Origin of the sequence: Flavobacterium saliperosum (genome assembly GCF_900100625.1) — a bacterium.
GTDB lineage: Bacteria > Bacteroidota > Bacteroidia > Flavobacteriales > Flavobacteriaceae > Flavobacterium > Flavobacterium saliperosum.
The window spans coordinates 482,354-494,648 of sequence record NZ_FMTY01000001.1; the positions used below are offsets into that span (position 1 = coordinate 482,354).

The 12,295-nt window shown below is 40.4% G+C and carries 12 protein-coding genes; 7 read left to right on the plus strand and 5 right to left on the minus strand.

Annotated elements, in window-relative coordinates; all coding sequences use genetic code 11:
- Positions 1 to 9 precede the first annotated feature (9 nt).
- Complete coding sequence (locus BLQ05_RS02295) at positions 10 to 519, plus strand: OmpH/Skp family outer membrane protein (RefSeq protein WP_023575514.1); 510 nt, start codon at positions 10 to 12, stop codon at positions 517 to 519.
- 63 nt (positions 520 to 582) lie between these two features.
- Positions 583 to 1,362 (plus strand): glutamate racemase, encoded by a 780-nt coding sequence (murI, locus tag BLQ05_RS02300; protein WP_023575515.1) that lies wholly within the window; start codon positions 583 to 585, stop codon positions 1,360 to 1,362.
- On the opposite strand, the gene BLQ05_RS02305 is transcribed toward murI, so the two are convergent.
- Both BLQ05_RS02305 and BLQ05_RS02310 read right to left on the minus strand, forming a co-directional pair.
- Complete coding sequence (locus tag BLQ05_RS02305; RefSeq protein ID WP_023575516.1) at positions 1,359 to 1,877, minus strand: gamma carbonic anhydrase family protein; 519 nt, start codon at positions 1,875 to 1,877, stop codon at positions 1,359 to 1,361. The two genes, murI and BLQ05_RS02305, sit on opposite strands and share 4 nt — an antisense overlap.
- 48 nt (positions 1,878 to 1,925) lie before the next feature.
- Entirely contained in the window at positions 1,926 to 2,930 is a 1,005-nt protein-coding gene (locus BLQ05_RS02310; protein WP_023575517.1) for a PorP/SprF family type IX secretion system membrane protein, read from the minus strand.
- A gap of 224 nt (positions 2,931 to 3,154) precedes the next feature.
- Between BLQ05_RS02310 and BLQ05_RS02315 the strand changes: the two genes are divergently transcribed.
- The 4 genes from BLQ05_RS02315 to BLQ05_RS02330 all read left to right on the plus strand — a co-directional run bounded on the left by BLQ05_RS02315 (position 3,155) and on the right by BLQ05_RS02330 (position 7,209).
- Positions 3,155 to 4,054, plus strand: coding sequence for a NifU family protein (locus BLQ05_RS02315; RefSeq protein ID WP_023575518.1), 900 nt, complete (start codon positions 3,155 to 3,157; stop codon positions 4,052 to 4,054).
- 93 nt (positions 4,055 to 4,147) lie between these two features.
- Entirely contained in the window at positions 4,148 to 4,351 is a 204-nt protein-coding gene (locus BLQ05_RS02320; RefSeq protein ID WP_023575519.1) for a dodecin family protein, read from the plus strand.
- Between the two features lie 60 nt (positions 4,352 to 4,411).
- Complete coding sequence (locus tag BLQ05_RS02325) at positions 4,412 to 6,433, plus strand: thioredoxin domain-containing protein (protein WP_023575520.1); 2,022 nt, start codon at positions 4,412 to 4,414, stop codon at positions 6,431 to 6,433.
- Positions 6,434 to 6,438: 5 nt separating this feature from the next.
- The gene (locus BLQ05_RS02330) at positions 6,439 to 7,209 is read left to right on the plus strand and encodes a mechanosensitive ion channel family protein (protein WP_023575521.1); all 771 of its coding nucleotides are present in this window, start codon (positions 6,439 to 6,441) and stop codon (positions 7,207 to 7,209) included.
- Here BLQ05_RS02330 and tsaB read toward each other — a convergent pair.
- The 3 genes from tsaB to BLQ05_RS02345 form a co-directional block, all read right to left on the minus strand.
- Positions 7,199 to 7,870 (minus strand): tRNA (adenosine(37)-N6)-threonylcarbamoyltransferase complex dimerization subunit type 1 TsaB, encoded by a 672-nt coding sequence (gene tsaB / locus BLQ05_RS02335; RefSeq protein ID WP_023575522.1) that lies wholly within the window; start codon positions 7,868 to 7,870, stop codon positions 7,199 to 7,201. The genes BLQ05_RS02330 and tsaB overlap by 11 nt on opposite strands.
- 73 nt (positions 7,871 to 7,943) lie before the next feature.
- Positions 7,944 to 9,260 (minus strand): efflux RND transporter periplasmic adaptor subunit, encoded by a 1,317-nt coding sequence (locus BLQ05_RS02340; RefSeq protein ID WP_023575523.1) that lies wholly within the window; start codon positions 9,258 to 9,260, stop codon positions 7,944 to 7,946.
- Positions 9,261 to 9,263: 3 nt separating this feature from the next.
- Positions 9,264 to 10,709 carry a TolC family protein gene (locus BLQ05_RS02345; protein WP_023575524.1) on the minus strand — a complete coding sequence of 482 codons (1,446 nt, stop codon included), beginning with the start codon at positions 10,707 to 10,709 and terminating at the stop codon, positions 9,264 to 9,266.
- 148 nt (positions 10,710 to 10,857) lie between these two features.
- Here BLQ05_RS02345 and BLQ05_RS02350 point away from each other — a divergent pair, with 148 nt between their 5' ends.
- On the plus strand, positions 10,858 to 12,249 hold the full coding sequence (locus BLQ05_RS02350) for a DUF4403 family protein (protein ID WP_023575525.1): 1,392 nt from the start codon (positions 10,858 to 10,860) through the stop codon (positions 12,247 to 12,249).
- The last annotated feature ends 46 nt before the right edge of the window (positions 12,250 to 12,295 follow it).

Here is a 12,295-nt window from a genome sequence, read left to right on the forward strand (position 1 = left end):
TTTTAAACGATGAAACAATTAAAAACTTTACTTATCGCTGCTGCACTGTTTATAGGTGCTAATCAAACCATTTCCGCTCAGGCAAAAGTGGCACACATTGATGTTCAGGAACTGATGACAACCATGCCGGAAATGAAAACCGCTCAGGCTCAGGTAAAAAAAATAAGCGAGACTTACGACAACGAATACAAAACCATGGTAACTGAGTACCAGAACAAAATGAAAAAATACGAATCGGAAGCTACCACGGTAACCGAAGCTGTAAACGAAACCCGCGCTAAAGAAATGCAGGATATGGGTTCCCGTATTCAACAATACAGAGACACGGCACAAAAGGAATTACAGCAAAAAGAAATGGATCTTGTAAAACCAATTATGGACAAAGCAAGAGCCGCCATTCAAAAAGTAGCTAAAGGCAAAGGATACCAATATGTTTTGGATTCCACAAGCGGTAGCGGTGTTATCTTAGCCGATGGTCCGAACTTATTACCGGAAGTGAAAAAAGAATTAGGATTCTAATAAAGTTTTCTTAAATAGAAAAACTGCTCTAAATTTAGAGCAGTTTTTTTTTACATTTGTTTTATGAGCAGTACAAAACCTATAGGCATCTTCGATTCCGGCATCGGTGGGACCTCCATATGGAAGGAAATACACCAGCTTCTTCCATACGAAAACACCATATACCTTGCAGACAGCAAAAACGCACCGTACGGACAAAAATCAAAAGAAGAAATCATTGCCCTGAGCAGCAAAAACACAGAGTTTCTTTTAAACCAAAACTGCAAGATGATAATTGTAGCCTGCAATACTGCTACAACAAATGCCATCAAGGAATTAAGAACAAAGTACGATGTCCCGTTTATCGGCATAGAACCCGCCATCAAACCGGCAGCGAATCAAACCAAAACCGAAACCATCGGGATTTTAGCCACAAAAGGCACACTGAACAGCGAACTCTTTAACCGCGCCGTAGAAACCTATTCCAATATAAAAATTGTGGAACAGGTAGGTTTTGGCCTGGTGCAACTCATCGAAGAAGGCAAAATGGAATCTGAAGAGATGACAACCTTACTGAACAGCTATCTGAACCCCATGATAGAAGCCAACATAGACTACCTGGTGTTAGGCTGCACACATTACCCCTATCTTATTCCTCAGATAAAAAAAATCATCCCAAATCATATTAAAATCATCGATTCGGGAGAAGCGGTGGCCAAACAAACCAAGAAAGTACTGGAAAAAAATAATCTGCTTAATCTTTACGAACAAAAGAGCAAACAGATTTTTTATACGAACAGCGATTCCAAAGTTTTAAAGCAAATACTTGGTTTCTCCGAAAATGTCTATGAAAAAGAGTTTTAATCTTCCTTAAACCAACCGGAATACATCACATAATTATTTGAAATACGCTCAATCTCACCTGCAAAATCAGAAGCATTGATATCTTTCACCTTCTTAGCCGGAATCCCGGCGTATATGGTTCCTGATTCGACGGTGGTATTTTGTGTGACCACGGAACCCGCTGCTACAATCGAATTGCTTTCGATTACGCAATTATCCATCACAATGGACCCCATGCCAATCAGTACATTATCATGTACCGTACAACCGTGAACAATGGCATTATGACCTATCGAAACATTGTTACCGATAACCGTAGGGTGCTTTTGGTACGTACAGTGAATGATAGCACCATCCTGAATATTAACCTTATTCCCGATTTTGATAAAATGAACATCTCCGCGAACCACCGCGTTAAACCAAACACTACAGGATGTACCGAAAGACACATCACCAACAATAGTAGCATTTTCAGCTACATAACAATCCTCGGGTATTTGAGGATACTTTCCTTTAACTTCTTTAATCAATGCCATAAATAATCAAAAAAAAGTCCCGATAAATCGGGACAAATTAATTTTAAATTAATTAACTGCAGGACAGTTACAATGGTAAGGTTCTCTCTTACAATTGAAATTGAATCCTAAAGTAATCTGATGGAAACCACTATTGTCAAACTTAACAGCCCCTGTTAAATAGGAATAAGTATAGGCCGCCATAAAATTTTTATAATTTATACCCACAATTGGAGTAATATATTGTAACGTCTGATCCTTAACCGCACCGCCTTCTGCATATTGTGTTGCATCGAAACTTCTTCTATAGGATAAACCACCCCATATTTTTCCGAACTCTTCCATCGTTTTATAAACTTTCAGGTTAACATCAATGGATTTTTCTTTTGTTTTTTGAGTCGATTGAAACATAAAAGAAGGCTCCCATAAAAGACCGTCTTCTTTACCGAAAGTATACCCGGCAGACCAAAGGAATTTCCTTAAGTTATCATCTTCAAACTCCGTATAAATTTTACGTCTCGTCTCTACGGCATTCTTAACAGTAACATGCGTATAGAAATCAACCAAATGATAAGACATTCCGATATCCACATTAAAATAAGAATATTTTTGTTTGATTGTACCGTCAACGATTGGGTCAAATGTAGGTTCAAATTGCGTTTCATCTAAGACACTCTGGATAATACCAACATTCGCTCCGAACGAAAGCATGTTCAAATCATCATTCCCCTGCGAAAAACGAATGTGGTGCGCATAGGTAATTTTTGCTCCCTTTTGGGAATGATACCCGTTACGGTCATTAAAAGCAATCGCTCCAAAAGCAGAACTTCCTTCATCTCCTAAAGCCGTATTGAAACTTAACGTTTGCAATCTCGGCGCATCCGCCTGACCAAACCATTGCTGACGCGCTGTTAACCTAACTTTTGCACAGTTAGCGGCACCCGCCATAGAGGGATGGATTAGATAATAGTTGTCGGACAAATAATCCGAATAAACCGCAACACCCTCCTGAGAGAATGAAAGCTGGGTCAAAAAGAAAGCTAAAAGTAAAAAGCGCTTTTTAAGTATATTCATAATTCCTTTTTATTGAAAAACAGACTCCTTAGTTGAAAAATAACCGTTATTATTCAAACTCACCAAATATATAAATTTTTGAATAAGAAAAACAACTGTAAGACAATATTGTACAATTAAATTTTAAAAAAAACTTATTATTGTGTTAATTTTTTCTTTAAAAAGTCAAATATACTTATTCATAGGATATAACTTCATTAAATTTGCAAAAAATCACAAAAACAATGCTAAAAGTAACAATAAAAGAAACGCAAAATCCAAGCATACTGAAGTTTGAATTTCCTGAATTTATATCAAGAAATCAGAATTTTGAGTTTAAGAATATAGACGAAACGTCCCCGTCACCACTGGCCAAACAGTTATTTTACCTTCCGTTTGTAAAAACCGTTTACATTTCCGGAAATTTTATTGCCATCGAAAAATTTTCAATCGTAGAATGGCACGAAGTGAAAGAACTGGTAGCCGAACAAATCGAAACTTTTGTTGACAAAGGAGGAAAAATCCTGAATATTGAAGATTCGGCAAACAAAAAAGTGCCGGTAACCGTGTACAGCGAAACCACACCTAACCCATCAGTAATGAAATTCGTCGCCAGCAAGATGCTGACCAAAACCGCAGTGGAATGCAAAAATATCGATGAAACCGCTGCCTCTCCATTGGCGAAGGATTTGTTTACGTTTCCTTTCGTGAAAGAAGTGTTCATCGACGAAAATTATGTTTCCGTATCAAAATACGATGTGGCCGATTGGATGGAAATCACACAGGAAATCCGTTCGTTCATCAAAATCTATATTGAAGAAGGAAAAACCGTTATCGACGAAACGCAATTGGTGAAAACCGCCAATCACGAAAAACAACAGGAAGAATATTTCGAAAAACTGGATGCTACCTCACAGCAAATCATTAACATTCTGGAAGAATATGTAAAACCTGCGGTACAGTCTGACGGAGGAAATATTGCTTTTCAATCGTATGACGAAAAAGAAAAACGTGTAAAAGTGATTCTTCAGGGGGCGTGCAGCGGCTGTCCGTCTTCCACATTCACACTGAAAAGCGGTATCGAGAACATGCTGAAAGAAATGCTTCACGATCAGGAAATCAAAGTAGAAGCAGTCAACGGATAATTCTGTCATTTGCTCTAAAACTTTTCTACAGAATTGTTTTTTAAGAAATTACGCTCTAAATTTATTAGCTAGAACCTTAAAAAACAACATATTATGGGAGTAATGAAAGTTATCGAAATTCTGTCCAGTTCCGATGTGAGTTGGGAAGAAGCCACAAGAAAAGGCGTTGCCGAAGCAGCAAAAACCTTAAAACACATTCGTTCCGCTTACGTTCAGGAGCAGAGTGCCATGGTTAACGAGGACGGAAAAGTAACCGAATACCGCGTTAACCTGAAACTGTCTTTTGAAATTAAATAATTTTAAGAAATCACCGTACCTTTAAGCGTTCAATTTTTGGACGCTTTTTTATTTATAATCATGAACGAATTACAACACGAAACCAGTCCCTACCTACTCCAACACGCCAACAACCCCATTCATTGGAAAGCTTGGAACACGGCATCTTTGGCTACGGCTGAAAACGAAAACAAGCTTATCATTGTTAGCATTGGCTATTCCGCTTGCCATTGGTGCCATGTGATGGAACACGAGAGTTTCGAAGACGATGCGGTAGCCCAAGTGATGAACTCCGATTTCATTTCCATAAAAGTGGATCGCGAAGAACGCCCGGATGTCGATGCGGTTTACATGAAAGCCGTGCAACTGATGACCAAACAGGGCGGCTGGCCTTTAAATGTAGTTTGTCTGCCCGACGGACGCCCGGTTTGGGGTGGCACGTATTTTAAAAAGGACAACTGGATGGATATCTTGAGCCAACTACAGGATATGTATCGTTCTACTCCGGAGAGAATGATTGACTATGCTGGGAAATTACATCAGGGCATTCAGATTCTGGGTATTGTGGAGAAAAACCCTTCCGAAGAAAAAAGCAATCCCAACAACATAAAACCGCTAGTCGAAAAATGGTCAAAAAGTTTCGACTGGGAATTTGGCGGTTATGCAAGAGCACCGAAATTCATGATGCCCAACAATTATCTGTTTTTACAGCGTTACGGCTATCAGACGCAATCAAAGGATTTGTTGGAATTTGTCGATTTAACGCTTACGCGGATGGCGCATGGCGGCTTATTCGACACGGTTGACGGCGGCTTTTCAAGATATTCCGTAGACATGCGCTGGCACGTGCCTCATTTCGAAAAGATGTTGTACGATAACGGCCAACTGATTTCACTCTATTCCGAAGCCTATAAAAGAACGCACAACCCGCTTTACAAAGAAGTGATTGAAAAAACGCTGACTTTCATTGAGCGCGAATTACTCAACAAAGACAACGCCTTTTTTTCGGCGCTTGACGCTGATAGCATTAATGAAGTGGGCCTTTTGGAAGAAGGTGCTTTTTATGTCTGGAAAAAAGAACAACTGCAACACCTGCTGAAAAACGATTTTGACATTTTTACCGAGCTCTTCAACGTGAATGATTTCGGGTTTTGGGAACACGACAATTATGTTTTAATCCAAAGTCGGCCTTCTGAAGATATCGCATCACAATTCGGCCTGACCGAAAACGAATTACTGGAGAAAAAGAAAAACTGGGAACAACAGCTTTTCACCGAAAGGGAAAAACGTCCGAAACCACGATTAGACGATAAATCCCTGACCTCTTGGAATGCGATTATGCTAAAAGGGTATATAGACGCGTACAAAGCATTGGGCAACGAACACTATTTGGATATTGCCAAGAAAAACGCCCAATTTATCATTGACAAACAATGGTCTCCGGAAGGTTTTCTTTGGCATTCCTACAAAAACGGGAAAAGCACCATCATCGGTTTTCTGGAAGATTATGCTTTTGTAATCGAAGCTTTCATAGCATTGTATCAGGCCACCCTGGAAGAAACCTATTTACATCAGGCCAAACAGCTAACCGATTACTGTCTGGAACATTTTTATGACGAAGAAAAACAGTTTTTCACTTTTACCGCCCGTGACGGGGAACAACTGATTGCGCCTCATTTTGAAACCGAAGACAATGTAATACCGGCTTCCAATTCGGTCATGGCCAACAATCTATATGTATTGAGCCTTTTGTTTCATAACGGGTATTACGAAAAAGTCGCATTGCAAATGCTGCATCACATGATTCCCAACATGGATTATGCCTCTGCCTACTCCAATTGGCTGAACCTTTGGCTGAATCAATCGGAGGACAATAAAGAACTGGCAATTTGCGGAAAAAAAGCCATAGAAAACACCCAAAGAGTGAATTCGGAATACATGCCACATGTGATAATCGCAGGAACGTCAAAAGTATCCAACCTGCCTTTTTTGGAAAACCGATTTGATGAAGAAAATCTTCTGTTTTATATTTGCCAAAATAAAAACTGCTTGTTGCCCAATTCGTCTTTGGAAGACACGATAGCTGAACTGAAAATCGACTAAAAGCCATGGAAGTAGAAAAAATGAATAACTTTTTCGTGCACTATTTTAATGTATTGCTTGATTATTCGCCCAGAGTGATTTCGGCGGCATTGGTATTGCTTGTCGGAATCTGGGCAATTAAAATTTTCAGGAAAGTAGCCGAAAAAATAATGATCAAACGCGAACTGGAACCAACGCTCATTCAGTTCATACTCGATATTTTAATTTGGGGGGTTCGCATCCTGCTTTTTGTAACGGTCATTTCCCGACTCGGAATTGAAACCTCGTCTTTCGTTGCTATTTTGGGAGCCATCGGTTTGGCTGTAGGGATGTCGTTACAAGGCTCGTTATCCAATTTCGCAGGCGGTATGCTCATTATAATGTTCAAGCCGTTTAAAGTAGGTGACAACATCGAAGCGCAGGGTGAAATCGGTAAAGTGATGGAAATCCATATTTTCACCACCAAAATACTCACCGCCCAAAACCAGATTATTTATATTCCGAATGGTGTCTTATCGAACGGGAAAATCAAAAACTTCTCCCAAAAAAACACCCGTCGCAGTGATCTGATTGTGCGTACCGGTTATGATTCGAACATCAAAACCGTAAAAAGCGAATTGGAAGCCATTGTTAAAAATCATCCGAAAGTACTGAAATCACCAGCACCGGAAGTCACCGTAAACGAACTTACGGACGCCACCGTAAATTTCGCGGTTCGGGTTTGGGTCAAAAATGCCGATTTGTCTTTGGTGAATTCCGATATCTTGGAACAGAGTAAAAGCGTGATTAAGATTTAGCTTTGGTGGTCATCACAAAGTCTTTCAGATAAAAAGGTTCAAAATAGGCGACATCCACAAAGTCGCTTTTTTTGTATTTCTCAAACGACATCAGACCCATTTCGTTGGAAGACGGAAAAATGATTTCGTCATGATACACAAACTTTTCCGAACGTAACACATCCTTGCATTTCATCGCGCCATCGCCTACCAAATGCATTGTTTCGGATAGTTCCGAATACGTGGTTTCGTTAATAATCTCAGCTTTCGTCTCTCTTGTTTTGGAATAGTTTTTATCAAAAAAAGCGGTAAAGACTTCCATACGACGGGCATCAATCATCGGAACGATAATGCCGTTTTCGATTATAATCTTACGTGCTAATGCTTCCAGGGTATCCACAGCAATCAGCGGAATATTCAGGGAATAACACAATCCTTTCGCGGCCGAAACTCCAATGCGCAATCCGGTATAGGAACCCGGACCCTGACTCACCGCCACGGCTTTCAGATCCTGAAACGTGATTCCGGCTTCCTGCAAGGCCTCTTCAAAGAAAACGTGCAGCTTTTCGGCATGGGAATAGCCTTCCTCCGCCACTTCAATGCAAACAACGGTTTTTCCTTCGTTAGCAAGGGTTACCGAACAATTTTTGGTTGCCGTTTCAATGTTTAAAATGTATGCCATAGGTTTTGAAATTATTGGCAAAGATACTGATTAGAATTAAAAAAGGCTTTCAGTACAACCGAAAGCCTTTTCCTTATGCTTTTTTATCCTTTTCCTTTTCTTCGGAATCTTTTTTCTTGATGGTGACTTTATCGCCCGGATTCAATTCTTTGGTCACGGTGGTATACGGACCGATGATAATCACATCGCCTTTTTGCAATCCGCTTACCACTTCAATATTCGTATCATCCTGAATTCCGGTTTTAATCACACGGATTTTCGCTTTATCCCCCACTTTCACAAAGACACATTCGAATTTCTTATCGGTTGAACCTTTAATTTTTTCTTCCTGTTCTTTTTCCAGTTCTTTCAACACATCTTTTTTGGTTGCTGTGGTATCCGATTTCATTACCACCGCACTGATAGGCACGGCCAAAACATTTTCTTTTCTCGTGGTAATGATATCTACCGTAGCGGTCATTCCCGGACGGAAAGGGGAAAAATTAGCCGGTTTTCCTTCCATCAGATCCATGTACGATTCTTTCAGAATGCGCACTTTCACTTTAAAATTGGTCACCTGATCGGCCGATGTTGTTGCCACCGAAGAATTGGAAATACTGGTCACAACCCCTTTGAACTCTTTCTTCAGATAGGCATCGACTTCTATTTTCGCTTCGTCACCAATACTGATTTTAACGATATCGTTTTCATTCACATCCACTTCCACTTCCATGTTGTTCAGGTTGGCTACACGAAGCAATTCGGTTCCCGCCATTTGTTGGGTTCCCAAAACTCGCTCGCCCAGTTCCACATCCAATTTTGAAATGGTTCCGTCTGCCGGAGCATAAATGGTGGTTCTTCCTAAGTTATCCTGAGCTTCGGTTACGGTTGCCGATGCACTTTTCATATTGTAATACGCCGATTGCTTGTTGGCCTGAGCCACTTCATAAGCAGCAACCACCTTGTCCCATTCCGCTTTGGAAATCACGCCTTTATCGAAAAGTCTCTTGTTACGGTCGTAATTCCCTTTGGCTTCTTTTAACTGCGCATCTGCCTGATTCAATCCTGCTTTTGTGGTTGACAAAGAAGCAACGGTTCTATTCACACCTGATTCGTAAATATCCGGGTTGATTTTTACCAACAAATCGCCTTTCTTAACGGTTTGCCCTTCTTTTACAGGTAACGCAATAATTTCTCCGGAAACTTCCGAGGAGATTTTCACTTCCACTTCCGGCTGAATTTTTCCGGTAGCCGAAACGGTTTCCACAATGGTAATCGCATCGGTTTTAGCGGTTTCCACTTCTTTTCCGGTTTCTTTATTTCCGATAACGCCTTTTTTGCTTAATACAACCAGAATAGCTACCAAAGCAACTACTCCACCTAATAATAAATATTTTGTTTTTGCTGTCATGATTTATTGTTTTGATACAATCGGAATACCGAAGTAAAATTCTAATATTTTGGTTCTGAAAATATAATCGTATTTGGTTCGCAATACTTCGGACTGCGCATTTACATATAAGGTTTGTGACTGATTGAAATCGAAGACATTCATCAAGCCCACTTCGTAACGTTCTTTGGCATAATTGAAAGCCTGCTCTCTGGATTCCAAAGTGGAAACCGCTGCCTCATACGCTTTTAATGCGCCTTTCGTGTCAGTATAAGCCGTGTAAACCGTACGTTCCAAATCCAATCCGGTTTGTTCCAGACTGATTTTTGAACGTTCTAACGCCACTTTGGAGCGTGCCACATTGTTTCTCACGGAAAATCCGTTTAAAATCGGAATTGTTAACGACAATCCGAAATTTTGTCCTTTGTTATCACTGAACTGATCCGTGATGGATTTTGGTTTGCCTAAAACCGGTGAGAAATTGGGCTGTAAAACCAACTGATTGGTTCCGTCAACATAACCGATAGCGGATGTTGGATTGTTGGCGTCGGGTTCAAAACCTACTATCCTATCAGAATAGGCCGCTCTCGTGCTAAAACTATAAAATCCAGACAACGTTGGCTGGTAAGCACCACGAGCTATCATCAAATCCCTTTCGGCAACTTTTACATTAGTTTCGGCCAATTTTATGTCGGTACGCGTTTCTTTGGCTTTCTCAAAAATCGCTTTCGGATCCTGCAACAAAATGGAACTTTCCCCTACGACTGAAGAGGCGTCCACAATGTCAAATTCCTGAAAATTATCCAGTTGCAGCAATTGCGCAAGGCTTAATTTAGAAATCAGCAATGCGTTTTCTGCAGCAATCAATCTTTGGTTGTCGGTTGCTACGGTTGCTTTCACGTCCAGCAAATCGCCTCTTGGCACAACACCGGCGTCGACCAATTCCTGAGAACGCAGTAATTGCTTGTTATCGTAAGCCAACTGTTCTTGTTGTACTTTCAGGTTTTCCTTATTGAAAATAATCTGCAGGTACGCATTAACCACGTTGAGTGACACGTCTTCCTGCATTTTGGTTAACTGATATTTGGAAGCCATAATCGAGAGGTTGGCTTTTCGCAACTGATTCTGATTTTGTAATCCCTTGTAAATATCAATACCCACATTTAGTCCGGCCGAGGTAAACTGCGTGGTTTGGTTTTCCAACAAACCGGTGGTAATGTTCTGGTTCAAACCGATGTTCCACGAATGGGATGCCTGAGCGTTAATGGAAGGCAAGAAATTACCATAAGCATCTCTCTTGGAAATATCCGAAAGCTGCTGATCTAAAGTTGTATTTCTGATGGAAATGTTTTTCTCCAGGGCATAATTTACGCATTCCTCCAAAGTCCACTTTTTTGTTTGGGCTTTCGAATGAAAGGAAACCAGCAGTAATCCGAAAAACAAGGTTTTAATTGTTGTTGTACTTTTCATATGGTTCTTTTGAAAAGAGAGGCACAAAGATATAGTATTGCGAGTAATCTCTTATTCTTAAAAAACATAAGACGCATTTCTTTACAAAAAGTTACAGTTCACAAGGCATAAAAATTATACTTTTACATGGTTATATTTAAAATGCATCATGAAAACATTTATTTCATTAGTTGCCGTTTTTGCAATTTTTCTGATATTCATCAGTTGTTCTGCCACAAAAAAAGTGGAAGCGCTGAAACCCCTGCCGAGCGACACCAAGCCTACTGTTTACAAAACTACCACATCTTACATCAACATGCCGGTGGAAGTGCCGCTGAAGGAAATCGAAAACCAACTAAACAAAAGCTTGTCGGGATTGATTTATAACGACAGTATTCTGGATGACGACAAAACCGAAATGAAAATCTGGAAACAGGCGCCGATAAAACTGATTGAGAAAAACGGTAAAATCCAATCCGTAGTTCCGATGAAAATCTGGGCGAAAGTAAAATACGGCACCGATTATTTGGGACTGAACGATACCCGCGAGATCAACCTGAACGGAACGATTACACTTTTAAGCGATGCCCGCCTTTCGAACTGGAAATTAACCACTACCTCGGAAATTGAGGATTTTGAGTGGAGCGAAAGTCCGTCGATTGTGGTGGGTGGCAGAAATGTTCCGATAACCTATCTGGTGAATCCGACGTTGCGTATCTTCAAATCGAAAATTGCCAAAAAAATTGACGATGCCATTAACAAGTCGACCGACTTCAAGCCAATGGTGTTATCTGTTTTAGAAAGATTGAGCACTCCGTTCCAAACCAGCGAGCAATATGAAACCTGGTTCAAGCTGATTCCCTCCGAATTGTATGTCACCGATGCCGTATTGTCTAAAAGTAAAATCACCATGGATATGGGCCTGAAATGCAGCATGCAGACCATTGTGGGACAACAACCGCTCAACACGTTTAAAAAGGAAAACATCGTTTTGAAACCGGTAAGCAAAATGCCGAACAAAATTGAAGCCACTGTGGCGGCGGTTTCAACCTACGAAAGCGCTTCCCGCATCCTGACTAAAAATTTTCAGGGACAAACCTTCGCTTCCGGAAGCCGAAAAATAACCGTACAAAAAGTCGATTTATGGCATAAAGACGGTAAAATGATCATTGCTTTGGATATGATTGGCAGCATTGACGGCACCATTTATCTTTCCGGTTTTCCGAATTACAATTCGGTTACCAAAGAAATCTATTTTGATCAGTTGGATTATGTGCTGAACACGAAAGGCGTACTAACCAAGACTGCCAATTGGCTCTTGAGCGGAATGATTCTGAAAAAAATACAGGAAAGTTGCCGGTATTCGATTAAAGGAAATTTAGAGGACGGAAAGAAAAACATGCAGCCGTATTTAGCCAACTATTCGCCAATGAAAGGTGTTTTTGTCAACGGCACCCTAAATGATTTCGAATTTGACAAAGTGGAACTCACCGATAAGGCGATTATTGCCTTTATTAAAACCTCAGGACAAATGAGTGTGAAAATTGATGGGATGGAGTAATTCAGATTGCAGATTGCAGATGATCTGTAAATAAAAAAGGCAGGTT